26 protein-coding genes are annotated in these 24,799 nt (G+C 39.7%); 15 read left to right on the top strand and 11 right to left on the bottom strand.

What is annotated here, in order from left to right:
* Window positions 1–68: 68 nt before the first annotated feature.
* On the bottom strand, window positions 69–512 hold the full coding sequence (locus tag MST18_RS08785) for a hypothetical protein (RefSeq protein ID WP_180066534.1): 444 nt from the start codon (window positions 510–512) through the stop codon (window positions 69–71).
* A 444-nt stretch (window positions 513–956) separates the two neighbouring features.
* Between MST18_RS08785 and MST18_RS08780 the strand changes: the two genes are divergently transcribed.
* Window positions 957–3,551, top strand: coding sequence for a M66 family metalloprotease (locus MST18_RS08780; RefSeq protein WP_180133075.1), 2,595 nt, complete (start codon window positions 957–959; stop codon window positions 3,549–3,551).
* 104 nt (window positions 3,552–3,655) lie between these two features.
* Here the strand turns inward: MST18_RS08780 and rpsT are convergent, their stop codons facing one another.
* Window positions 3,656–3,922, bottom strand: coding sequence for a 30S ribosomal protein S20 (gene rpsT / locus MST18_RS08775; protein ID WP_078188707.1), 267 nt, complete (start codon window positions 3,920–3,922; stop codon window positions 3,656–3,658).
* Window positions 3,923–4,137: 215 nt separating this feature from the next.
* Here rpsT and MST18_RS08770 point away from each other — a divergent pair, with 215 nt between their 5' ends.
* From MST18_RS08770 to MST18_RS08745, 6 genes are all read left to right on the top strand, one after another.
* Window positions 4,138–4,803 carry an NAD(P)H-binding protein gene (locus tag MST18_RS08770; RefSeq protein WP_180133076.1) on the top strand — a complete coding sequence of 222 codons (666 nt, stop codon included), beginning with the start codon at window positions 4,138–4,140 and terminating at the stop codon, window positions 4,801–4,803.
* 10 nt (window positions 4,804–4,813) lie between these two features.
* Window positions 4,814–5,326 carry a ribonuclease E activity regulator RraA gene (rraA, locus tag MST18_RS08765; protein WP_180133077.1) on the top strand — a complete coding sequence of 171 codons (513 nt, stop codon included), beginning with the start codon at window positions 4,814–4,816 and terminating at the stop codon, window positions 5,324–5,326.
* Window positions 5,327–5,473: 147 nt separating this feature from the next.
* Entirely contained in the window at window positions 5,474–6,253 is a 780-nt protein-coding gene (locus tag MST18_RS08760) for a glutathione S-transferase N-terminal domain-containing protein (RefSeq protein WP_180133078.1), read from the top strand.
* Window positions 6,254–6,478: 225 nt separating this feature from the next.
* Window positions 6,479–7,162, top strand: a complete 684-nt coding sequence (locus MST18_RS08755; RefSeq protein WP_078188703.1) for a response regulator transcription factor — start codon at window positions 6,479–6,481, stop codon at window positions 7,160–7,162.
* Entirely contained in the window at window positions 7,162–9,054 is a 1,893-nt protein-coding gene (locus tag MST18_RS08750; RefSeq protein ID WP_180133079.1) for an ATP-binding protein, read from the top strand. The genes MST18_RS08755 and MST18_RS08750 overlap by 1 nt, the downstream gene beginning before the upstream one ends.
* A gap of 20 nt (window positions 9,055–9,074) precedes the next feature.
* Window positions 9,075–9,770 carry a hypothetical protein gene (locus MST18_RS08745; RefSeq protein WP_180133080.1) on the top strand — a complete coding sequence of 232 codons (696 nt, stop codon included), beginning with the start codon at window positions 9,075–9,077 and terminating at the stop codon, window positions 9,768–9,770.
* A gap of 50 nt (window positions 9,771–9,820) precedes the next feature.
* Here the strand turns inward: MST18_RS08745 and MST18_RS08740 are convergent, their stop codons facing one another.
* From MST18_RS08740 to MST18_RS08725, 4 genes are all read right to left on the bottom strand, one after another.
* Window positions 9,821–10,987: a cupin domain-containing protein gene (locus MST18_RS08740; RefSeq protein ID WP_180027242.1), complete on the bottom strand. Its 1,167-nt coding sequence runs from the start codon at window positions 10,985–10,987 to the stop codon at window positions 9,821–9,823.
* A gap of 96 nt (window positions 10,988–11,083) precedes the next feature.
* Window positions 11,084–11,629, bottom strand: a complete 546-nt coding sequence (locus tag MST18_RS08735) for a hypothetical protein (protein WP_180133081.1) — start codon at window positions 11,627–11,629, stop codon at window positions 11,084–11,086.
* Window positions 11,630–11,735: 106 nt separating this feature from the next.
* Window positions 11,736–12,329: a nucleoside triphosphate pyrophosphatase gene (locus MST18_RS08730; protein ID WP_180133082.1), complete on the bottom strand. Its 594-nt coding sequence runs from the start codon at window positions 12,327–12,329 to the stop codon at window positions 11,736–11,738.
* Complete coding sequence (locus MST18_RS08725; RefSeq protein WP_078188698.1) at window positions 12,329–12,712, bottom strand: DUF2237 family protein; 384 nt, start codon at window positions 12,710–12,712, stop codon at window positions 12,329–12,331. Before MST18_RS08725 ends, MST18_RS08730 begins: the two co-directional genes overlap by 1 nt.
* A gap of 140 nt (window positions 12,713–12,852) precedes the next feature.
* Between MST18_RS08725 and MST18_RS08720 the strand changes: the two genes are divergently transcribed.
* The 4 genes from MST18_RS08720 to MST18_RS08705 all read left to right on the top strand — a co-directional run bounded on the left by MST18_RS08720 (window position 12,853) and on the right by MST18_RS08705 (window position 16,592).
* Window positions 12,853–14,040 (top strand): phosphoglycerate kinase, encoded by a 1,188-nt coding sequence (locus MST18_RS08720; RefSeq protein WP_180133083.1) that lies wholly within the window; start codon window positions 12,853–12,855, stop codon window positions 14,038–14,040.
* Window positions 14,041–14,190: 150 nt separating this feature from the next.
* Window positions 14,191–14,466, top strand: a complete 276-nt coding sequence (locus MST18_RS08715; RefSeq protein WP_078193510.1) for a hypothetical protein — start codon at window positions 14,191–14,193, stop codon at window positions 14,464–14,466.
* A 122-nt stretch (window positions 14,467–14,588) separates the two neighbouring features.
* A complete protein-coding gene (gene fba / locus MST18_RS08710) occupies window positions 14,589–15,626 on the top strand; it encodes a class II fructose-bisphosphate aldolase (protein WP_078193509.1) in 1,038 nt (345 codons plus the stop codon).
* A 111-nt stretch (window positions 15,627–15,737) separates the two neighbouring features.
* On the top strand, window positions 15,738–16,592 hold the full coding sequence (locus tag MST18_RS08705; RefSeq protein ID WP_078193508.1) for an EamA family transporter: 855 nt from the start codon (window positions 15,738–15,740) through the stop codon (window positions 16,590–16,592).
* Between the two features lie 338 nt (window positions 16,593–16,930).
* On the opposite strand, the gene MST18_RS08700 is transcribed toward MST18_RS08705, so the two are convergent.
* The 4 genes from MST18_RS08700 to MST18_RS08685 all read right to left on the bottom strand — a co-directional run bounded on the left by MST18_RS08700 (window position 16,931) and on the right by MST18_RS08685 (window position 18,870).
* Complete coding sequence (locus tag MST18_RS08700; protein ID WP_078188692.1) at window positions 16,931–17,164, bottom strand: hypothetical protein; 234 nt, start codon at window positions 17,162–17,164, stop codon at window positions 16,931–16,933.
* Window positions 17,165–17,279: 115 nt separating this feature from the next.
* Window positions 17,280–17,933 (bottom strand): oxygen-insensitive NAD(P)H nitroreductase, encoded by a 654-nt coding sequence (nfsB, locus tag MST18_RS08695; RefSeq protein ID WP_180023792.1) that lies wholly within the window; start codon window positions 17,931–17,933, stop codon window positions 17,280–17,282.
* Window positions 17,934–18,056: 123 nt separating this feature from the next.
* On the bottom strand, window positions 18,057–18,527 hold the full coding sequence (locus MST18_RS08690; RefSeq protein WP_213066213.1) for a transposase family protein: 471 nt from the start codon (window positions 18,525–18,527) through the stop codon (window positions 18,057–18,059).
* The gene (locus tag MST18_RS08685) at window positions 18,475–18,870 is read right to left on the bottom strand and encodes a transposase family protein (protein ID WP_067764127.1); all 396 of its coding nucleotides are present in this window, start codon (window positions 18,868–18,870) and stop codon (window positions 18,475–18,477) included. Before MST18_RS08685 ends, MST18_RS08690 begins: the two co-directional genes overlap by 53 nt.
* A 234-nt stretch (window positions 18,871–19,104) precedes the next feature.
* Between MST18_RS08685 and hpaI the strand changes: the two genes are divergently transcribed.
* On the top strand, window positions 19,105–19,899 hold the full coding sequence (gene hpaI / locus MST18_RS08680) for a 4-hydroxy-2-oxoheptanedioate aldolase (protein WP_180133740.1): 795 nt from the start codon (window positions 19,105–19,107) through the stop codon (window positions 19,897–19,899).
* 327 nt (window positions 19,900–20,226) lie between these two features.
* Window positions 20,227–20,445, top strand: coding sequence for a transposase (locus MST18_RS08675; RefSeq protein ID WP_111883736.1), 219 nt, complete (start codon window positions 20,227–20,229; stop codon window positions 20,443–20,445).
* Between the two features lie 52 nt (window positions 20,446–20,497).
* On the opposite strand, the gene MST18_RS08670 is transcribed toward MST18_RS08675, so the two are convergent.
* A complete protein-coding gene (locus tag MST18_RS08670; RefSeq protein WP_180133739.1) occupies window positions 20,498–21,907 on the bottom strand; it encodes an LLM class flavin-dependent oxidoreductase in 1,410 nt (469 codons plus the stop codon).
* Window positions 21,908–22,212: 305 nt separating this feature from the next.
* On the opposite strand from MST18_RS08670, the gene MST18_RS08665 reads away from it, so the two are divergent.
* Together MST18_RS08665 and MST18_RS08660 are read left to right on the top strand one after the other, a co-directional pair.
* Window positions 22,213–23,460, top strand: a complete 1,248-nt coding sequence (locus tag MST18_RS08665) for an SfnB family sulfur acquisition oxidoreductase (protein WP_180133738.1) — start codon at window positions 22,213–22,215, stop codon at window positions 23,458–23,460.
* A 12-nt stretch (window positions 23,461–23,472) separates the two neighbouring features.
* On the top strand, window positions 23,473–24,732 hold the full coding sequence (locus MST18_RS08660) for an acyl-CoA dehydrogenase family protein (RefSeq protein WP_180133737.1): 1,260 nt from the start codon (window positions 23,473–23,475) through the stop codon (window positions 24,730–24,732).
* The last annotated feature ends 67 nt before the right edge of the window (window positions 24,733–24,799 follow it).

Here is a 24,799-nt window from a genome sequence, read left to right as displayed (position 1 = left end):
AAATTTATAAAAGGCATCCATGTGCGGATGCCTTTTTTATCTGTTTCAGTATTTCATTAAATAAAAGATTAAATATTGGCTTTAATTCGTGCAGGGTACTGATTTAAATCAATACTTGAACCATCGTCACTATAAGGCCAGCGGCTAGTATTAACTGGGAGGTGCTGTTGGTGGATTCGACTGTATTTGTCTGCAGCAATCAATGTCGCAATGTCATGATCCTTAATGCTATACGCTTGTACGATTTCAACTGGATATTGTGTGCGTTCAAAAAATTCAGCTTCTGTTTCCCCTTGATGCAGTGCAAAAATACGTTCTACAGCTGGTAAGTACACGCCATATGCTAACCATGAATCTACGCCTTGAGAGGCTTGAATCTCAGCGGTCGATTTCATATTTGAAATGACTTTACCTAAAATGTCTTTTTCACCTTTCGATGTAAAATATTCAATATATTGATTTTCTGCTTCTGCAAATTTTTCTAATGATGGCAAAAATTGGTTAATCGACATTTTTATCCCTCTTTTCATTTGTACAGCAATGGCTGCCTAGGATGAAAATTAAAATACCATAAAAAATATATGGGATTAAACCATTTCTTAAATTTTTTATTTACAAACTTTCTAAAAATATCCAGACAATTTCTGTCGGGAATATACGATTGTATTAACAGGTCTACATCTTAATTTTAGTTGAAAAGTGAAGTACCTGTCACATTAATAATGATTCTACCAATAGAAAATATTTAGATTTTATTTGAATTGTTAATAAGTGACAAAACACGGCAATTGAATGATTAAAAAAAAGAAAATAGCATTAACTTTGTTGTAAATTATTGATTTATATATTTTATGTAAGTCTCTTTATTGGATTCTTTTGTGGCTAATTGGGGAATAGTGGTGAAAAGTGTGATAGATTTTTCATATAACAAATTATCAATTTGTATTGTGTCATTAATGTTAGTTGCTTGTGGTGGTGGAGGCGGTGGTAATAGTTCAGGTGGCTCTGCATCAACTGCCAGTTATCCAGAACCAACCCAAGATATTGTCGATGATACCAGTATTGGCTTTTATGACTACGATACAAATGATGCTGTTCGTGAAATACGAAATGATTTAGTCGGGAACTTTTCAGCGCAAGTTCAATTTGGTCAAAGTCATGTCGTCGATCCGAATGCGAACGAAGCTAAGAAAATGCCACGGTTAACCAGTGAAAAAGAAGCGCTGCTTATCGTGACGCCAACACTTGATATGCAAAACATCAAGCAACTCAAAGTAGAAATCTATCAAAACAGCCGCTTAGTTCGTACCGCGACATTGGATGATCCGACGCAAATGCCTGTTTCAGACCAGAGTGGGCAAAGAGGTCGTCCAGATGTTTGGTACAGTAAACGCGCGTGGACCACGAAACTCAATTGGGATGAAGTTAAACCCGGTCTAAGATTAAAATTTATTGACGCAAATAAAGTCAGCGGTGAATTGGCTGAGGATAAAATCGATTTTGCTGCACCAGGGGAATTGGTTTTAAATAATATCCGTGTTGGTATGTTGGCAGATAAGCCAAATTCTACCGGCCACTATATGCTACTAGAGCCTGAAAAAGCGGGCACAGATTATTTCCAAACCATTCCTGCAGCAGAAATGACGGTTGCACAATATGATGATATGCAGTTAACACGTGCAATGGTATCTTCAGGTGTTATTTATGACAGTAAAAGTGCCGGAGAAGGAGGTGTTTATGCAGGAGACATGCGTGAGGATGTCGGTAAATCAACCTTTAGTGTTGGTATAAACCTTGCTAACTGGGGTATTACCAGTGCATCTATGGCCAACCAAAGTCAGCCACAATTAACCCAAACAGTAGTTGTCCATCATACGAAGGGGAACTATGTCAATGGTGTGCATACTCATGGACTGAGTGGTGGTAATGGCATGCTCACACTTTATGATTCTGTAGGGAATGAATTTAGCCATGAAATTGGCCATCACTATGGTTTAGGACATTACCCTGGTCAGGTAGGTGACAATCTATTTTGGGCTGCACATCATGCGGACAGTGGATGGGGTTATATTGCCAATCGCAATATGATGCGCGGAAATCTATCATGGACGGCGACATGGAAGTGGGATGGAGCGAATGGTATCCCAAATTTTAAAAATTTGTTCCCGTACGGAAAAGATGCCATGTCCGGCGGGTATCCTGATAGTAATGTATCACGTTACACACACTATACGGGTTACAGCACATTCCTGAAAATTCAACCACACTTTGACCGTTATGTCTGGGATGAAACATCACCTACCGGCTACAAAAAGTGGAACAAAACCACTCGTGAGATGGAAGTCGCACAACCGAAGATGCCAAATTCGACGGCTCCGGTTTGGTATAACGCAGATCAAAATTATCCACGACCACGAGTATTTGGTCAGCCTGTCATTACCATTTTAGGTGGTTATGATCCTGTCAATCAAGTCGGTTTGTTATATCCTGCGGCACGTTCAAACTGGGGTAATGTTTATGATTTAACGGCGGCCAATACGGCCTTAGACCAAGCTGCATGTTGGTTGAATGTGCAATACACGAATAAAGTCAACAATATTGCTTTAGCACCTGTACGACTAGGTAGTAATGCCAATAAACTGCATGTCAATTTAGCTTTGGCAGATCAACCACAGAAAGTTGATTTGTATTGTAAAAAAGCGGGTGAAGAAGCCAAGTTATTAGCAAATATTGATATTCCAGTCTACAGCACAGCGATCAAGCCGGCTGTCAAAATTGGGCGTCAGCATGGTTATAGTGCATTGCGTGCTATCGAACTTCCTCAATTAGAAAGTGCTTTGGAAGCGCAAGCTGCAAATGCTGTTGTTGCTCTTAATCCAACTGAAAAAATGCTGTATGAATCATATAAAAGTGACAAGTCATTGATGAATAGTGTGGCGCGTCAGCAATTAACCCGTTATGAGTCGCAACAAAACACAGCATACCGACTAAATCGTTGGATGAATGTGTATGCACAAGACCTAACAAATCAAGTACCTGAGGCGCAAAGCGCGCTCGAAGCATTTATGAAAAAGCTTTCAGTCACTCAAGAAGGTTTGTTCGAGCAGGCAACATTGATCAAAAATGGTAATAACTGTTTGAAGTTTGAAACCTTAACTGATGGAGCATTAAATTTATACATCAGTGGTCCAAGCGGATGTACTGCGGACGAATCGGAACAGTGGGTATATGATGCCATTGGCCGTATACACAGTAAGTCAAATCCAGATCAATGCATAACAGGCAACGGTGGTTCAGCTAAAGTGACGCTAGAACGCTGCATGTTAAACCAAACCAACCAAATTTGGACCATGGACTCTGCGACTACAACGATTCGTCAAAGTGGTCAATGTATGGATTTAAATACGGGACGTTTGCAAAATAACCGTGCGGATTTAATTCGATATAGCTGTACCAATGGTGGCAATCAACGTTGGACAAATTTGACAGCAAGCCAAAACTTATTATGGACATATTTATCAGCGACGAATATGAAACTGATTAATAAATAATCTGTAAATAGAAAATAAGGTCCATCGAGGACCTTATTTTTTTGCTTTTAAAAACCTATAGGTACAAAAAAAGCCCTAAAAAGGGCTTTTTTTATCGCAACAAATTAGTTAGCTAAAGCTTTAACTTGTGCATTTAAACGGCTCTTATGACGAGCAGCTTTGTTTTTATGGATGATGCCTTTATCAGCCATACGGTCAATTACAGGAACAGCTTTTTTGTAAGCTTCTGTAGCGACAGCATAATCACCAGCAGCAATAGCAGCTACTGTGCGTTTAAGATAAGTACGAACCATAGAACGTAAGCTTGCGTTGTGTTGACGTGCTTTAACGTTTTGACGAGCACGTTTTTTTGCTTGAGCAGAGTTTGCCACTCGTGCACTCCTTGAAATAGATTGGTCTGGGCGGGCTGAAATTACATCTGAAAACCAACATCAGAAGAACTATCACCAGCCCGTAAACAAGTGCCATATTGTGATTAAACTAAGCGCTTAAGTCAAGTCTTGACATGCTTTGACAACATTTTAGATGCAGAAAAATTTTAAAGAAAACGTTAGATTAGTCTAAAGTGATTGAGATTGTATGAAAAATGACTAAAAGTATAGAGAATGCGATTGTCATCGGAGCAACAGGATTGGTCGGGCGGGAATTGGTTCGTCAGCTCAGTCAAAATGCAAGATGTAAGAATATTACGGCTGTGGTACGTCAGCGTGACCATGAACTGAATGGACTGGCAAAAGTTCAACAAATGGTGATCAGTGACTTTCTTTCTCTGACTCAGGATGATGTGAGAGATTATAGTCATGCCTTTAGTTGTTTAGGCTCGACCATTAAAAAAGCAGGGTCTAAAGATAATTTTTATCAAATTGATTTTAGCATCAATGCGCATTTTGCTGAATTATTAGAATATACAGATACACAATTGATCATTGTCAGTGCTATGGGCGCTGACGCCAATTCCGCATTTTTTTATAATCGAGTCAAAGGGGAATTGGAATATTATTTAAAAACCTTAAAGTTAAATCAACTTTCGATATTAAAGCCTTCGCTGTTACTTGGTGAGCGTCATGAATCTCGACGTTTAGAAGATGCGACACAGAAACTTTATATGCGCTTTTCGCATTTTGTACCTGATCGTTTCAAATTTAAGCCAGTGACAGCACAGCAAGTGGCTCATACTATGGTCGAGGCGGCACAAACTCAGACTGAAAAGTTCGAGATTTATGATAATTTACGCATACTAACAATTAAATGAGGGAAATATCGTGTCTACAGTTCCATTCGTCACTTGTGATTTACTTGATGATCATCCAGACAAAGAATTACAAGTGGTGATCCCATCAATGGATGGTAAATTCTTTCAAAGTTATGGTGCACGAAAAAGTTTTGGCGGTCAGGTGGTGACGGTTAAATGTTTTGAAGATAACTCTCGTGTTAAAGAATTATTGGCAACCGATGGTACGGGTAAAGTATTGGTTGTGGATGGTGGCGCTTCGATGCGCTGTGCCTTGATGGGCGATATGATTGCTGAATCTGCAGTCAAGAATCATTGGAATGGTGTCATTATTTACGGCTGCGTGCGTGATGTCGATGCAATAGCCGAACTTGATTTAGGTGTGCATGCTTTGGCCGCAATTCCACAAAAAAGTAACCGCAAAGGCGTGGGTGAAACAGATATTCCATTAAGTTTTGGTGGTGTAAACATTCAGTCTGGTGATTTTATCTATGCTGATAATAACGGCATCGTTGTTTCAAAAGAGCAATTGGTTGCTTTATAAGCGTACTTGAATTTTTAGTCGTGGAATGAAAGCGTAATTCTTGCTCATACACGACGATATAAATGTGAAAAAGAAAATACAAACATCAGCTGAGGACTCTCGGCTGATGTATAAAAATACGAAATAAAAAAAGAAAGGAAAAAAAGTATGTTGTTGCATCAATTAAAAGTGGCGCAAGCGTTGCTCTCAGGCGTAGCAGAGGGCGGACGTGGTACAAATGGGACGCCTTATCCGAAACAACCTGAAAAAGCCCTTAAACTGTACGAATTTGAAGGGTCTCCCTATTGTCGTCGTGTACGTGAAGTACTAACCACACTCAATTTGGATTATGAGGTTTACCCATGTCCCAAAGGGGCTAAAAAGTACCGTTTAGAGGTACAGAAATTAGGTGGAAAACAGCAATTCCCTTTCTTGGTGGATGACAACACTGGGGATCGTTTGTACGAATCTCAGCAAATTATTCATCATTTATTTAAACATTATGGCAAAACAGGTCAGACTCCTAAGAAATATGCCAGTTATCCTAAAATTCCGTATGTTGCCTATGTTGGAACTTTAATTAATGGGGCTCAAGGGGTGTGGGTGCAGCGTAAAGTTATTCATCGTGATGCACCAAGTCAACTCTTAGAACTATGGGGTTTTGAAGCGAGTCCGTATACACGCATTGTACGTAGCGCATTGTCTGAAATGGAATTGGCATATACCTTTCATAATGTGGCTAAGGAGCGTTGGCAAGATCAGGGATTAGCGGTGATGCGCTTAAAACCTGGTAAATATGTACCCCTGAAAGGTGGTAAGCGTGAACAAGTGTTAAAAATCATGGGGAACAATATTCAAGTACCATATTTGAAAGATCCTAATACTGGTGTAGAACTTTTTGAATCTGAAAAAATTGTAAAATATCTGAAAAAGCAATATTTGAGCTAATCTTACTCAAGTTTAAGCTAAGTGCAGTGTATAGTCAGACAGATGGCTATACACATGTTGTAATGATAAATGGGTCTAAAATTAGAAGAAAAATGCATCATAACTGCATCAATTGAATTAGAATAAATTATTAAAAATAAGAAATTTACTTAATTATAGGGATATCCTAAAAGGATTAAACTCATTAATGTAAAAGACATTTCATTTTTTCGGGGGAAGTAAATCATGTCACCACAAGAAGTCATACTACCCGTACCGGTGCTCGTCGTTGAAGATGAGGAAATTATTCAATTACGTTTACGTCAAATTTTGACGGAGCTGGGTTATAAGCGGGAAGAGCTTATCTTCACCAAAAATGTCAAAGAATCTATTCAAGCCGTAGAGACCCAACCGATATCCTTAGCCTTAGTTGACTTAGGTTTGCCTGATGGTAGTGGTATCGAAATTATTGAAAAAATACGTTCCCTCGAAAGTAATACTATGATCTTGGTTGTCTCTGCATGGAGTACACAAGAAAGCTTATTTGCTGCGATTAAAGCAGGCGCAACAGGCTATGTATTAAAAGAACGTGATGATGCTGAAGTACTTTTATCTATTCGGAGTATTTTACGTGGTGGGGCGCCGATTGACCCATTTATTGCACGAGAAATCCTCAAACAAATATCTGAAGCTGAAGCACCAAGTCCAGAACAAACAGTCGCCGATGAAGCAGACTTAAACCTGCTGACCAGTCGTGAAAAAGAAATTTTATGTTTGGTTGCTCAAGGTTTGAGTAATCGTGAGATTGCTGAACAGCTTTTTGTATCACGCTATACCGTAGAAAGCCATATTAAACATATTTACCGAAAATTAGCCGTAACGAAACGAACAAAAGCCGTGAGTACAGCAAGATCTATGGGTATTTTATAATGCGTAAAGGAGGATATTTTTTATTATTTATCCTCTGTTTAGTATGGGGGACCTTGAGTCATGCAGAGCAAGTTTTCCCTGTAAATGATCAATGTAATGTGACTGTAAATAGCATTTCACGGGTGAAAACACCATCCAATCAAGAATTACCCAGAACGGGATGGAAAACCACACAATTACCTGATCGTTGGAAAGAAGATAAAGACTGGGAAGGTTATCAAGGTGGTGCTTGGTATAAACTAGACTGGTCTTGGTACTGTAAAAATAATGCCCGTTTGGCAGAACCCATCGTACTATATATTGATTATATCATTAATACGGGTTCAGTCTTTCTGAATGGCGACTTGCTGTGGACCAATAAAAATCTTCAAGAACCGATTTCTAAAAGTTGGAATGTTGCGCGCTATTGGATTTTACCGATAAGTGGAATCAAACATGATCATAATGAAACTTTGATCTATGTGTATGGTTACTCGAGTTTAAATGCTGGCTTGGGCCCAGTAGTATTTAACAATGTAATGGCAACGGTAGAGCAAGCCGAAAAAACAACATTTACACGTCGGACCATATTACAGTTAAATATTTTTCTTTCTGGGGTCTTGGGTCTAATTTGCTTTATTATTTGGTTGATGCGTCCTCGTGATACCAGTTTTGGCTGGTTTGCGCTTTCAACAGTGCTGTGGATTTTATTTCTCAGTAATGCTCTGACTACTGAAACCTTTCCATACCCAGATTCGGTTTTTTCTGCCAAAGCTAATCTGATATTTGTAATGCTGTACTTTCAGTGCTTTAGTATCTATATCTTGCGCTTTCTTGGGCGTAAGTTTCCACGAATAGAACTGTCATTTACTATGTTGACTGCTGCACTGATTGGTGTAGTGTGTATCTGGCCATTTGAACAAAATGCAGATATTTCGAGCCTTATTTTCTTTTTATATTGTGCATTCTTTTTTATCACTTACCTCTATCTGTGTAAAATTTGTTTCAAAGAACGAAGAAAGGACTATATTTTATTAGCAATCTGTTTGACTGCGATAATTGTGATAGTCATAGCTGACATCATGGTCTTGGTACTCTTTCCAAAAGAAAATTTTACACCTTTATCACCCTTTACTTCACCGATTATAACCTTATTTATAGTGGTGATCTTGGGGGCGAGACTCAATCGAAATATACAGAAAATTGAAAAATATAATGATGATTTGGCATTTGAAGTTCAGAAAGTCAGTGATGAACTATGTAGTAGCTTGAATGATAAACATCAGCTTGAACTGAGTAATGTACGCCTGCAGGAACGGATTAAATTATCGCATGATCTGCATGATGGTCTGGGCGCATCCATTGTGCGCTCGATGATCTTGGTTGATCAGTGCGAAAGTAATATTCCAAACAGACAGTTCTTGTCGATGTTGAAATTATTGCGCGATGATTTAAGGCAAATTATTGATAGTGGATCATCTTTAGACAGTAAAGTGCCAGATTCACCTTTGCTCTGGATCGCACCTGTTCGACATCGCTTTAGTCAATTGATGGATGAAGTGGAAATGAATGCCAAATGGTGTATTCCTTCGCAGTGGGCGATCAAACCAACGGCAATTCAGTGTCTGACTTTAATACGAGTGATTGAAGAAAGCCTGACCAATATTGTGAAACATAGCCAAGCAAATCATGTCAATGTCACGCTGTCACAGTTCGAAAATGGCGCATTGTTATTAACTATTGAAGATGATGGCATCGGTTTTGATGTTGAGAGTGTTTCAAATCATGGCATGAGTATCGGTATGAGAAGTATGAAAATGCGTGTGGAGCGTATAGGCGGAAATTTCAAAATTCATTCTCAGCAAGGCTGTACCATTATTCAAACAGAAATTAATTTAAAATCAGCTGCATAAAATAATAAGTTGAAATAATAATGATGATCAATTCGATATTAAGTCATCTAAAGCGCATTGCATTCTTCTGCTGTGTCACTTTTATAGCAGCTTGTGGTTCGCAGGATCAAGCGCCTAAACCGGGTGAGTATGGGCAAATTTTGTTCCAGCATGCGGTGTTAAGTACCGAAGAAATTCAGCAATTACTCACAGAAAGTCAAAGCGATACAAATGCATTAAACACTAAAAATTTTGCAGTGGATTACACGGCGACATCGAGCCAAAACCCATATCGTGCAGTCTTGTTGGTCAAAGGTAGGGCAATGATCAGTGGTGAGGTATCTGTAAAATTTCAAATTGATAACTACAATGCCGCTATTCAACAAACCTCAAGCAATCTTATGCAAATGGGTGCAGGTATTGATCAGGTTGAACGATTAGAAACATTGGATGCAGGACAAGAATTTATTTTTGTTATGGACGGTGCGCCTTTTTCAGTCAATGCTGCCAATGATCCAAATAGTATGACCAGTCAAATAAGTTTGTTAGAGTCGAGGAATGTAGAGTTTCAAAGTATTGAATTACAAATTTGGCAAGGCAAAGGTAGTGAATACGGTGTAATGCGCTATCTGTGGTTTATTGGATTTGTGTTGTTGATAGTATGGGTTTATCACGTCATCGTGGAAAAAAAAGCCGATCAAGTCGAAGATTTTTTAAATCGGAGAAAGCGAAAATAATGCTATTCAGCAGTATAAAAAGGGAGCATGACGCTCCCTTTTTATTGAGTTTATTCAGCTTCCGTTGGGACGAGCATCAGCACAGATTCATTTAATAGCATGGCAATATCTTCTAAGATATCAGCATCATATAAAGATTCGTCTAGCGCTAGACTTTGGCCATCGGCAATGGTTTTTAAATGCACTGCAAATTCGTCTGAGATACAGATTCCTTCGCCATTTGCCCAAAACAAAATATCACCGTCTTGCTCTGTATATAGTAAGCGTGAAGCCGGTTCTAACATGAGTTGATAGCCTTGATCTAAGGCCTCTTCAAGATCACCAGTGCCGATTTCTTCGGCTTCAGGAATATTGTCAGGATATTTAGGTTCTGACATTAAGCTCATGATTGCATCTTCAAGTACGGTTGAATTTTGCAATTGTTCAAATAACTTTTCTTTTAAATACTCAAGTTCATTTTCAGTCACTTGGCCAATCGCACTGATTTGGTCACGTAAAATGTCAGTTAATGGATTTTTAAGTAGAGGATTGTCTGTGAATTTGTCTGTCACTCGATCCATCATTTCAGTGACATTTGGCATGCGGAAGCCAAATGAATAGGTCAGACATTCATCTTCAGCTACGCCATAGTGTGATAGGCCTGGTGGCACATAAAGTAAGTCGCCGGGAGCAAGCACTTCATCAAAATGAACGTCCATTTCTGGCAGTAAGCGAAGCGGTTGACCTTCGACAAATGAAGTATCTGCATCACACATCTGACCTAATTGCCAACGGCGGTGACCATAGCCTTGTACGAGGAATACATCGTAAAAATCAAAATGTTGCCCGACAGAGCCACCTTTTTGTGCATACGACACCATGATGTCATCACGACGCCATTGCGGAATAAATGAAAACTGCTTCCATAGCTCGGCTAGGTCAAAAGAATAATGATCGACAGCTTGAACCAATAAAGTCCACAGTTTCGGCATTTTTTGAAAATCAGCTTTAAGTAGCGGAGAAGATTTTACTGTCCATTGGTTAGGATCACGATCTTTTTGTTTGATGAGACGTGCAGTGACGTTATCTTCTAAAGCCAATTCTAGAACGTCTTTCGGTTCAAGTATTTGGGCAATTTCAGGGAGTGCATTTCGAACCAATAATGGTTTTTTTTGCCAATATTCGGCAAGGAATTGTTCAGCGCTGATGCCGCCGAGGATGTCAAGAGAATGAGCCATAGCTAAATACATACAATTTCAATGGATATATTGTCCCTTGAGATTCCTGTTTTTAGCAAGGCTCTATTTCATTAAATTATTTCGATTAGCTTGAGACTATTTTAAAGGATTGTCTTTGAGATATTGCATGACTAATTTTTCAACTTCCAAATCATAGCTATTGGCAGCAGCCGTGGTCGCTGAAAATTTCATGAATTGCTCAAAATGTGCATTGGTGTCAATTTTAGTATTTTCTTTATCAGACATTAATTTGAAATGATTCGGCATGACTTTTGCCATCATTTCAACATTTTCGGTTTGTAGTTTTAGAAGTTTTTTTACTTCAACTGTTTGTGGCTGAATGCTTTCAAATTTTTGTTTGCCTAGAGCAACCAGTTTATTGATTTGTTGTTCTGGCGTGTTACTACCACCGGTTTTGGTCTTAGTGCCTAGCTGTTGAATGATTTGCTCCTGCATTGCAGCGCCTTGTTGTTCTAATTCAGCATAGATAAATTTATATTGAACCCACTCATTGACTAAGTTTTTGTTGTATTTCTGAGAGTTGGTCACAGTTTGATTCACTGTATTGGTATGACCGTTTGTCGAACAAAATAGAAGGCTAATGCTAATGAGGCTAGATGAAATTAAATTAAACGTTTTCATGTTTTCAGTTCTTGGTTGTAATAAATAAGTAAGTGACTTTTTAATCATTAGCCCATAAAGAGCTAATGATGTGTTTATTATGCTGTAACAGATAAAGATTTTAAAATTATGGGACTAAGATCTTAAGCTCACGCAAAATATTGCAGAGTTTAATCATCGGCATACCCATGAGTGTAGTTTGGTCTTGCCCGATCATTTCTTCAAATAAGCTAATCCCTAAACTTTCACATTTAAAACTGCCAGCGCAGTGTAACGGTTGTTCAACCTGAACATAACGTTCAATTTCAGGCAAGCTAAGTTTGCGAAACTTCACTTTATAGTGCTCGACAAGGGTTTGTTCAAAACCTGTCGATTTTTGTTGGACACTGAGTGCCGTACTGAAATAAACGATTTTGTCAGAATTGGCTTGAAGCTGCTTAATGGCTTTTTCATCGCAAAGCGGTTTACCGATAAAAATATCTGGTGCGCCTTCGCGCCATGCGACTTGGTCAGAACCAATCACAATCGCGTCTGGGTGTTGGTTTGCAATTGCTGAAGCTTTTTCAAATGCCAGTCGCTTTGCTAACTCATCAGCGTGGTTCTCACCACGAGGTGTTTCGTCTATATCTGGTACGATTGAGAGGTAATCAATCCGTAAACGGTCCATCAGGTCTTTACGGGTTTGGCTGCTCGAAGCCAAAATGATTTTGGGAGTACTCATTACACTGCATATTCCATAAGTACATCAAGCGGCACATAAGACAGCGCCGCTTGGTGACACGCTTGTATTTTAATAGGTGGGGCAAATCCTTCTTGATACGCCTCCACCCAGCGAGTCACACAGATACACCAGAAGTCACCAGGTTGTAGTCCTGGAAAACCAACTTCGGGTAAGGGTGTGATTAGGTCATTGCCAACTTTTTGGGAAAAGTTTAAAAATTCAGATGTCATTTGTGCACACATCGTATGCTGACCAAGGTCTGTTGTTGCTGTATGGCAAAAGCCATTTCTAAAATATCCGGTAATCGGATCAAAACAACAGCTTGCCAAGGGTTCGCCTAAAACATTTAAACGATTAATATTTGGGTCTGGATGAATCGACATAAGCGCTGAATCTTTATAAGGCTTTTCGCTATCATAACAAAACTTTGGCTCGACATAGCTTTTCTGCAAAAGAAGCTAACGTTTTTCTGCATAATCATTTAAAATCGTCGCGTTTTGATATCAATAAAAGAGAGTAATGCATGAACTTTCAGCGTATGACTGACCTAGATTTGGCGGGTAAACGTGTTCTGATCCGTGAAGATCTTAACGTACCAGTTAAAAATGGCGTGATTACAAGCGATGCACGTTTACGTGCGGCGTTGCCAACAATTAAAGCAGCTTTAGAAAAAGGTGCTGCTGTAATGGTGTATTCACACTTAGGTCGTCCTGTTGAAGGTGAGCCTAAAGCAGAACAGTCTCTAGCACCTGTAGCCGCTTATTTAACAGAAGCTTTGGGTCAAGATGTTCAATTGATCACTGACTATTTGGATGGTGTTGACGTTGTGCCAGGTCAGGTGGTTTTACTTGAAAACTGCCGTTTCAATGTAGGTGAAAAGAAAAACAATCCTGAATTATCTGCTAAATATGCAGCACTTTGTGATGTTTACGTTATGGATGCATTTGGTACGGCTCACCGCGCAGAAGCATCGACTGAAGGCGTAGCACGTTGTGCAAAAGTGGCTGCTGCAGGTCCTTTACTTGCTGCTGAGCTTGATGCACTAGGCCGTGCACTTAAAACTCCTGCAAAACCAATGGTTGCGATTGTTGCAGGCTCAAAAGTTTCTACTAAATTAGATGTATTAACTTCACTATCTGACATCTGTGATCAATTGATCGTGGGTGGTGGTATTGCCAATACATTCTTAGCTGCTGCAGGCTTCAATGTTGGTAAATCACTTTGTGAAAATGACCTGATCGACACAGCAAAAGCCATTGCTGCAAAAGTATCAGTACCACTTCCAACAGATGTTGTTGTTGCTGATGCTGCTGAAATTGATTTTGCAGACTTCCTCGGATCATTAGCTGCTGCTAAAGCTGTCGTGAAAAAAGTTGAAGATGTAACAGACAACGACATGATTTTGGATGTGGGCCCTGAAACTGCAAAAGCATTTGCAGAAATCTTGAAAACTTCAAAAACTATTCTATGGAATGGTCCAGTAGGTGTGTTTGAAGTTGATCAATTCGGCGAAGGCACCAAAGCATTGTCTTTAGCGATTGCAGAATCTGAAGGCTTCTCGATCGCGGGTGGTGGTGACACGCTTGCTGCAATTGATAAATATGAAGTTGCAGACAAAATTGGTTACATCTCGACTGGTGGTGGTGCCTTCCTTGAATTCGTCGAAGGTAAAACACTTCCTGCTGTAGCAGCGCTTCTTGACCGTGCTTAATTTAGTATTATCAATAAGATAATACAGTATTAAAAAGGTTGGCTTCGGTCAGCCTTTTTTTATCGCCCATTCATTTTGCCGTCATCAAAGTGCAATATTTCTGCAATAAAATTCATCGCAACACCTAATTCGCAGTAGTAGGAAACAACGATGAACTTAAAACTTGCACTTGCTGTACTTTTAATCGCACCATTAACTTTGACAGCTTGTGCTAAAAAAGAGTCTGCACCAACGGAATCAGAAGCATCTGCTGTTGCCGTAGACAATGCTCAAACAACGCCAGAACAACAAAAAGCCATTGATGAACTTGATAAGCCAGTATTGGATGAAAAGAACCAAGATGTTCCTGCTGAAATTGCAAATGCACCTGCAGACGAAGCAACAGCTGACGCTGAAACAGCCGCTTCAGCAGCAGCAGCTCACTAAGATTGTTGTCTTTATTTAAAAAGTCCCTGCAAATGCAGGGATTTTTTTTTAAATAGTGTTATTTGTTGCTGAATTGAAATGATTGAGCATGTAGAATATGCGGCATTACCTGGGAGGATATTATGGCTCTTATTTCATTGCGCCAGCTCTTGGATCACGCCGGCGAACATGCTTACGGCGTACCAGCATTCAACGTAAACAACTTAGAACAAATGCGTGCAATTATGCTTGCAGCAGATGCAACAAATTCACCTGTAATTGTACAAGCATCTGCGGGTGCACGTAAGTATGCAGGCGCTCCGTTCTTGCGTCATTTGATTTTGGCAGCAATCGAAGAATGGCCACATATTCCTGTGGTTATGCACCAAGACCATGGTACTAGCCCTGATGTATGTCAACGTTCTATTCAACTTGGCTTCTCATCAGTGATGATGGATGGTTCTTTAGGTGAAGACGGTAAAACACCAACTTCATACGAATACAACGTAGACGTGACTCGTCGTACTGTTCAAATGGCACATGCGTGTGGCGTTTCAGTAGAAGGCGAAATCGGTTGTTTAGGTAGCCTTGAAACTGGTATGGCTGGTGAAGAAGATGGTGTAGGCGCTGAAGGCGTACTTGATCATTCTCAGCTTTTAACTTCAGTTGAAGAAGCGCGTTCATTTGTAGCTGATACCAATGTTGACGCACTTGCAATTGCAGTGGGTACTTCACACGGTGCGTACAAATTTACTCGCCCGCCTACAGGTGACATCTTAGCGATTGACCGTATTAAAGAAATTCACGCTGCGTTACCAAATACGCATCTTGTAATGCACGGTTCAAGCTCTGTGCCACAAGAATGGTTGGCTGTAATTAATGAATTCGGTGGTAACATCGGCGAAACTTATGGTGTTCCAGTAGACCAACTTGTAGACGCAATCAAACACGGTGTTCGTAAAATTAACATCGATACTGACTTACGTCTTGCATCTACAGGTGCTATGCGTCGTATGATGGCTGAAAAACCAGCTGAATTTGACCCACGTAAATTCTTCTCTGCAACTGTTGATGCAATGAAACAAATTTGTATCGATCGTTATGAAGCATTTGGTACAGCGGGGAATGCTGACAAGATTCGTCCAATTTCTTTAGAGAAAATGGTGAGTCACTATAAATAATTTGTCTTGAGATAGATTATTTTTGAAGAAAAGCCCACAATTAAGTGGGCTTTTCTTTGATTTGAACTTAGAAAAATTGCTTTAAATACAACTCAAGAATAAGAGCGTGTCATGGAATTGATCTTTGCTGCCGCGATTTGCAGTGTTCTCGTTTCAGTAATTCTAAAACTATGTCGTGATCGGGGGTTTAACCCTGCACAAATGATCACATGGAATTATGCATCTGCGAGTATTTTATGTTTTCTATGGTTTAAGCCGGATCTAGCTCATATTTCGATTAATAAAACGCCGTGGGTTTTAATTGCGGCTTTGGGTGTATTACTGCCGACGATTTTTTATTGCTTAGCACGCTCACTGCAAACAGCGGGTATTTTAAAAACCGAATTGGCTCAGCGCTTATCTGTTGTGCTTTCTCTTAGCGCAGCCTATTTTATTTTCAGTGAATATTTTAATGCCATTAAGCTCATTGGTATCGCACTTGGTGTACTTGCGGTATTGCTGATTTTATTTTCACAGCGCAAGGGAAGCATTGATGGAAAGCAGGGGATTTTATTTTTATTGAGCGTTTGGGCAGGCTATGCACTGATTGATGTGCTATTAAAATTTGCTTCAGGTTTGGGCATGCAGTTTGCGGTGACTTTAAATTTGGTGTTTATTTGTGCATTTTTACTTTCGAGCATTTATAACATCGTACAGCACGGCAGTTTGGGGCAGACCAAAAACATCCTTGCAGGATTGGGCTTAGGTCTCTTAAACTTTGCTAATATTGCACTGTATGTGAAAGCCCATATGTTGCTTAAAGACACACCTGCAATCGTGTTTGCTGGAATGAATATTTTGGTCGTGGTTTTAGGTGTGGTTGCGGGCCTTATCATCTTTAAAGAAAAATTGAGAGTCGCAACCGTATTTGGTTTGATTGCAGGGATCATGAGTGTGGTTTGCTTAGCATATGCCATGTCTGTCTAAGATAATTTTTAGTAAAAACGATCGGGTGCTGTAGTACATCATCCCATTCAGCCACGCCCATGAGCAGTCCTTGATCTCGACACGTTGGACACTCAGGGCAGTGATGATCAGTATATTGATAAGTATGCAGATACATTTGATGGCAATGACCGCATTCAAACTTCATCGGCATTTGTAGTGAATATGACATGTCCCACCTCTGCTTGAATTGTTGTTTTGATTCAAATTATTCAGCAAAGTTCAGACCAATTTATAAAATTTCTATTTTCACATTGTTACTAAATATGTCGTTATTAAAAAAGCCCTCGTATTGAGGGCTTTTAGTTTTAGATGCTTAGTTAACGTGTGAGTTGTTGAAAACGTTGTAAGGTATTTTCAAAATAACATTTACCCACAGCAACAGGGTGCTTCAGAAAATCTTGAGTTTCAATGGTGCCTTGTAACTGACCCGGTTGTTTACAGTTTGGGCAGTTTGGATAGCTATGGAGCATATCGCCCGCATATTTTTGTAAATAAACCGTATTGCACGCTTCGCAATGAAATTTCATAGGTAATTTTATAGCTGTAGGCATAGGGAGAAACCTGAGTGTATTTTGAGCAGAATATACTCGATAATTGTTTAAATAATAAGTCCCGAAATGACAAAAAAGAGGCAAAATTGCCCCTTTCGTCGGTTTTATGGAAAGCTTAGAGGTGTGTAAAAATTTCTTCAGCATTTAGACGTGATTTAGGTAATTTCGCATTGAAATCATTTTCACTGCGATAGCCTAAAGTCATCAGTACAGAAGGAATCAAGTTTTGTTCAACTAAGCCCAATTCTTCAGAGATGATCGCTTCGTCAAATCCACCAATCGGAGTTGCATCGACACCTTCAATGCCTGCTGCCAAAAGCATTTGACCTAAAGCAATAAATGTTTGGTTTTCAGCCCAACGTTGAATATCACCTTTTTCATTACGATAATAATCGACATAACCTGTACGGCTGTCTTTTTGACCTTGTTTGGCTTTGTCATCTTTAAAGCGACCACTACGATCATCCTGATTTAAAAGATTATCTAAATGCTCTGCAGTAATGTCTGCTTTAGTACAGAATAAAATCGTATGTGATGAATCTAAAACTTTTGGGGCATTGTAGGCATATTTTCCTACTAAGGCTTTGGCAATGCGTTGTTTGGCTGCATCATGATCTGCAATAAAAAAATGCCAAGGCTGAATATTGATGGAAGATGGTGTTAAACGGAGTATTTGTAATAAACGCTCAAATTGTTCCTGTGGAATTTTTTTAGCAGGATTATATGCTTTCGTGGTATAGCGTTGTTTTGATACGTTTAACAGATCCATCGAATATCTCCAGATATAGTTTGCTGTAGTTTAGCGGATAAATGGACAAATGGTCTAAGGAGAAAATTTTCCAAGGATAGATCTTAGTCGTATATGCTGTACTCATTAGACTTCTTTCATAATTCATTTTTTGCTCAGCTCTAAATTATAGATTCCCGCAATTAAATTGAATCTTAAGCCCAGTCTTTTTCCTCGATTACGATATCGCTCGGCAAGGATTTTGAAAGTTTTTAAACTACCAAATACATGCTCAACCCCAATTCTTCTTTTGTTGATTTCTTGATTATAGATTTTTAGTTCAGGATCCAATTTACAGCGCTTTTTTGCTTTTAATGGCAACAAGCTATTTGGATACACTGCGTAAATCCCTTGATAGCCTTTATCTGCAAGGATAAAGGCACCTGCCGGAATCTGATGTAAGTTTCGTTTGAAGAGTTCGAAATCATGTACAGCACCACGATCAGTGCATAAACTCATAATTTGCTGAGTTCTATAATGAATGATGGCCTGAACTTTGAAAGTATGTGCCTTCTTTTTGCCACTATAGCTTTTCTTCTGTTTTTTTAGGTCTTTGTATTGGAATTTCTGTGGCATCAACAATCACCACGTTCCAGTCGATGCCTTCGCCCTCAGGCAAATGCTTCGGTAAATTAAATAAATTGGACTTGATCAGGCAGTCCTCTACATGACGGACAATTCTTGAAGCAGTCGGCTCTGACACACCATAACTTGTTGCAACATGGAACAAGGTTCGGTATTCACGCCAATAACTTAAGCACAGAAGGATTTGATCTTCTATGCTCAATTTAGTTGGTCTACCTTTAGCAGGAACATGCATTTTCAGTTGTTCAACCATTAAATCAAAGGTTGACCATGATATGCCGGTGTATCGCTTAAATTGTGTTTCAGAAAGCTTCTTTGAATCGATATATTTCATCCGCAGATTATGCATGAATATTTAAAATTCTTCGGTACAAATAATCAGCAAGAGACTGTTCGTTTTTTGATTTATGAAAGAGGCTTATTGGCTAAAAATTAACAGATTTAAGCTGTATGAAGTGCGAATTAGAGTTATATAAAATCATAAGATAGATAAATGCTATTGGTAGTTTTTGCCAAAAGGCGTTTAATCAATTGTAGTTAATCATAGTTTAAGCATGAGACAGCAGCGATGGATTACACCAATCATTTCAAGAAAAAATTAAAAACCGAACAGCAGATTGGTTTGTGGGTCGGTTTAGCCGATGCTTATGGTACTGAAATAGCTGCAAATGCAGGTTATGACTGGTTGCTCATTGATGGTGAGCATGCGCCAAGTGACTTGCGGACGACATTGTCGCAACTGCAAAGTATTGCAGCATATCCTTCGCAGGCTGTGGTTCGACCTCCAATTGGTAGTGTGCAATTAATCAAACAATTGTTGGATATCGGTGCGCAAACCTTGCTCATCCCTATGGTCGAAACTGTTGAACAAGCTCAACTTATGGTTAAGGCAGTACGTTATCCACCCGAGGGTATTAGAGGCGTTGGTGCAGCATTAGCACGTGCAACACGTTGGAACAGTATTCCTGACTATTATGCAAATGCACATGAAAATATCTGTTTACTGATTCAGATTGAGTCGGTTGAAGGGATTAAAAACTTAGATGAAATACTGAAAATTGATGGCATCGATGGGGTGTTTATTGGTGCCGTGGATTTGTCGGCGACGATGGGTTATCAAGGGAATCCGAATCATCCTGAAGTACAAAAAACCGTGATTGATGCGATTCAGCGCATACGTAAGGCGGGTAAAGCTGCAGGTATTTTGTCGACACAGCATGATGCGACTCAAAAGTATATCGAGTTAGGCACAGAATTTGTTGCCGTGGGTGTCGATACCAGTGTGCTCATGAATTCGTTACGTGAACTTTTATCGAAATACAAAAATGATACCCCAGTTACGAAAACAGAAGGTGGTTACTAAGCGATACAGCCTTCGTTATATTATTCACTGTATGGATAATTAATTTACTCGATGGTTAAAATTTTAATTCAATAATTTTAGCAAAAGTAGTGGCTTAGAGTATATGTAAACTCTACTTTTGCTAATCAAAGCGCAATATTGTATACTTCTGCTTAACTCGAAGCGGGTAATGTTCCTGCTTATCTTTTTTATTTAGCTGATTGTGATTTATCTGTATTCAAGCTTCTGACTTGAATCTTATCTTTGTAACTACAGAATTATTATTCCAAACCCGATTGATTAATCTCTTTGTTCTGTCACAAAAAGCTCACATGTTGAGTAAATCTTTTGAATATTTTAAATACTTGGCAAACTGCCAAAGCTGTAAATGGCGATGAAATTAATGTGAAATTGGTGCCTTTGAAACGTCAACAAAATACCAATGCTGGTTTAATTTGGGTTGATGTTGGACAAATGATTGAATTAGAAACAGGCGAGACATTTAACCTGAATCTAGATGGTAAAAGCTTCTATACTGGCCCAAACCAGCTATATCGCTTAGCCTGAAAGCAAAAAACAGCAGATCATCTGCTGTTTTTTTTTGCCTAAATAAAGCGGCTTAAACCATTTCTACGTGTTGATTGATGTTCGCAACTTGAGCGTGGTTTTTATATCGGTATTGCGCCGCACGGTGGTTGTCGGGCAATTTCGCGCCTTGGCCGAAGAGTTTTTCACGCAAGGTTCCGTCAGCATATTCTGTTTGATATACACCACGACGTTGTAATTCTGGTACCACGTATTCCACAATATCTTCAAAACTCTTATGCGCCAATATGTAGGCTAAGTTAAAGCCATCGATACCAGTGTACTCAATCCACTCCTGTAAACGGTCTGCCACGGTTGCTGGAGAGCCGACAATAACAGGTCCGTTACCGCCGACACTGGTCCATTTTGCAATTTCCTCAATCGTCCAAATTTTATCAGGATCTGCCTCTACATAAGATTGCAGCATAGATTGAATTGCATCGGTTTGAATGTATTCCACTTGATCTGTTGGTTTAAACTGAGAAAAGTCGACACCTGACCAGCCAGAAGCCAGGGTCAAGCCGCCGTCATAGCTGCCATATTGCTGATATTCACGGAACTTAGCTTGGGCTTTATCATCGGTCTCATCAACCACTATGGCCAGCATGGTATAGATCAGAACAGAATTCGGATCTTTGCCTTCTTTCACTAAATTATGACGAATACCATCTGCCAGCTTTTTTACAGCAATTTGAGTTGGTGCAGAGATGAAAACACATTCCGCATTTTGACTAGCACACTGTTGTCCGCGTGCTGAAGCGCCAGCTTGATATAAAACCGGTGTACGCTGGGGTGAAGGTTCGCAAATATGAATGCCAGGAACTGTAAAGTATTTTCCTTCATGTTGAATTGGATGCACTTTACGGTAATCGGCAAAAATCCCTTTTTGCTTATCGCGTAGCACAGCATCATCTTCCCAAGAACCTTCCCAGAGTTTATAGAGGACCTCTAAATATTCATCTGCGATATCATAGCGGTTATCATGGCTGACTTGGGTTTTCAGACCTAGATTTTTAGAGCCACTTTCTAGATAGGAAGTCACAATGTTCCAACCTGCACGGCCTTTCGTCAGGTGATCTAAAGTACTCATACGCCTTGCGAAAGGATAGGGGTGCTCAAATGAAATTGAAGTCGTGACACCAAAGCCTAAATGTTTGGTGACGGCTGCCATTGCGGGAACAATTTGCAAAGGATCATTCACTGGCACTTGCACTGCGCCAGTCAGCGCATGTTCAGCAGAACCATGATAGACATCATAGATACCCAAAACATCTGCTATAAAGACACCATCAAAATTTCCGCGTTCTAAAATTTTAGCTAAGTCGGTCCAATATTCTAGGTCTTTGTATTCTGTAGAACGGTCTAATGGATGACGCCATAGACCGGGTGACTGATGTGCAATACAGTTCATTTCAAAGGCATTGAAGCGAATATTTTTAGACATGATTTTTTACTAGGTTATTTAATCTCTTGCATAAGAGGGTATATAAAAATACAGCTGCATTTATTAATAAAAAGTCAAAAACAAATCTGAATAAATGCTAATCATAATTTTTGAATACTTCATATATTCATATGGATAAGCAGATATTTTTTTTGTTTGGTACGGCTTATAAAGATTTTGTTTGACAATTAAAAAATGTAAATTCCATGTCATGAAAACTGATTTGTTTTGATGATAATTCTATAAATAATCAAAATAAAAAGTGCTAGCTTATTTGAATAATATCTAAACTGAGCATTTTAAGAATGACTTCAAAAATTGAAATTAAACTAAAAGAGGCGCAAAACATTCCGCGCGATTTCTATCAATCTAACGGTTTAGCGCATATTATTCGATCTGATCAAGAAGCTATCGAGGTTGCTGAACAGTTAGCTGTGGAATTTACAAAAGAATCAGCTAAACGCGATCATGAACGCCGCTTACCTTTGCAGGAAGTACAGCAATATTCAGCATCAGGTTTGTGGGGCATTACTGTACCGCGTCAATTTGGTGGTGCAGGAGTGGGTTATAAAACCCTTGCAGAAGTGGTCAAAATTATTTCTAGTGCAGACTCATCCCTAGGACAAATTGCCCAAAACCATTGGGCCTTTGTCGAGCATATTCGTTTGGATGCAAATCCATCACAGCAAGAGTTTTTCTTTGATCAAGTCTTACAAGGTAAACGCTTTGGCAATGCATTTTCAGAAAAAGGTTCCAAAACAGTTGCAGATTTAACAACAGCCATTGAGTTTAAAGATGATCATGCGCTCATTAATGGTCAAAAATTCTTTGCAACAGGCGCTTTGCTTGCACATTGGATACCTGTGGTTGCAGTGAATGATGGAAAGCCTTATGCAGCCTTAGTACCCCAGCATACGCCGGGTTTAACAATTATTAATGACTGGAGTGGTTTTGGACAAAGAACGACAGTCAGCGGTTCTGTACTGTTGGACAATGTCAAAGTGGATTTAAATCACATTGTACCCATTCATCAAGCTTTTGAACGTCCAACGGCTGCGGGCGCTATTTCTCAATTCATTCAATCTGCTGTCGATGCTGGTATTGCGCGCGGTGCGATTAATGAAACGATTCAATATGTGCGCCAGCATGCACGTCCTTGGATTGATTCAGGCTTAGAAAAGGCGGTGCAAGATCCGTATACGATTGCCAACATCGGCGAGTTGAAAATTAAACTCCGAGCTGCAGAGGCAGTGTTGGCTTTGGCGGGTGAAGCGATAGACCGAGCCGTAGAGAACCCAACAGAAGAAACGGTATCAGAGGCAACACTACTAACAGCAGAATCTAAGGTCCTGACGACTGAAATTGCATTACTTGCGGCGAATAAACTATTTGAACTCTCAGGCACACGATCAACATTGTCTGAGCTGAATTTAGACCGTCATTGGCGTAATGCGCGCACGCATACTTTGCACGATCCCGTACGTTGGAAGCTGAATATTGTAGGCAACTACTATTTAAATGATGTACCACCGCCGCGCCATGCTTGGAGTTAAGAGGAGAAGATTATGACGATTCAAAATAATAAACAGCACATATCTTTAGGTGCTGACTATGATCAAGTGGCCGCCAAGTTCCGTCCGATTTTTCAGAGAATTGCAGAAGGCGCTTTGGCGCGGGAACAAAATAGGAAACTGCCGTATGATGCAATTTCATGGTTAAAACAAGCTGGATTTGGTGCGGTCCGTGTACCCGTGGCGTTTGGCGGTGAAGGGGTTTCACAAAAACAGTTGTTTCAGTTGTTAATTGAATTGGCTAAGGCCGATTCTAATGTTGTACAGGCATTAAGAGGTCATTTTGCTTTTGTAGAAGACCGTTTAAATGCGCAAAAAACACAAGATCAAACGGTTTGGTTTAAACGCTTTCTGCAAGGCGATTTGGTCGGTAATGCTTGGACAGAAATCGGAAAAGTTGAAATTGGAGATGTTGTTACCCGAGTTACTGAAAATGCGCAAGGTCAGCTAAGGGTCAATGGTCAAAAATACTATTCTACCGGAACAATCTTTGCAGATTGGATCGATCTATTCGCTTTAGATGAAACAACGAATCAACATGTTATAGCCGCAGTTTCAACACATGACGCTGGCATACAAGTATACGATGACTGGGATGGCTTTGGCCAAAAAACCACAGGCAGCGGCACACTGAATATTCAAGATGTCAGCATTGATCGTGATCATATTTTGCCGTTCGATCAGCGCTTTAAATATCAAACGGCGTTCTATCAGGTCGTGCATTTGGCAACGCTGGCAGGTATAGCACAAAATGCTGTGGACGTTTTCAGTAATGAAGTCCGTGAACGCACACGTATTTACAGCCATGGTAATGCTGATTTAGTTCGAGATGATGCACAAATTTTACAAGTGATTGGTAAGGCGTCGGCACAGTCTTATGCAGCTGAAGCAATTACACTTCGTGCAGCAGAAGCTTTGGATGTCGCATATTTAAGTCATTTTCAGTCTGATACCCAGTTGGATCAGCAAGCGAATGACCGTGCGGAGCTTGAATCCTCTAAAGGGCAAGTGGTCATATCAGAGTTGGTACTAAATTTGAGTAGTGAGTTGTTTAATGCCTTGGGCGCTTCAGCAAGCTCGACAACTAAACAGTTAGACCGCTTTTGGCGTAATGCTCGTGTAGTATCATCGCATAATCCACTTATTTATAAACAGAAAGTCATTGGAAATTGGGAGATTAATCAAACGCCGCTACCATATGTATGGCAAATTGGTAATAGCCCAGCAGTTAAGCAACCTGTCATTGCTGCTTAATTAATATCTGAAGATGTTCACTGTGGATGAAAGTAGTCCATAGTGAATTCTACGTGAAATTATTTTT

The organism is Acinetobacter sp. YH12068_T, assembly GCF_024606005.1.
Lineage (GTDB): Bacteria > Pseudomonadota > Gammaproteobacteria > Pseudomonadales > Moraxellaceae > Acinetobacter > Acinetobacter amyesii.
This window is presented reverse-complemented; position numbering and strand designations above follow the sequence as displayed.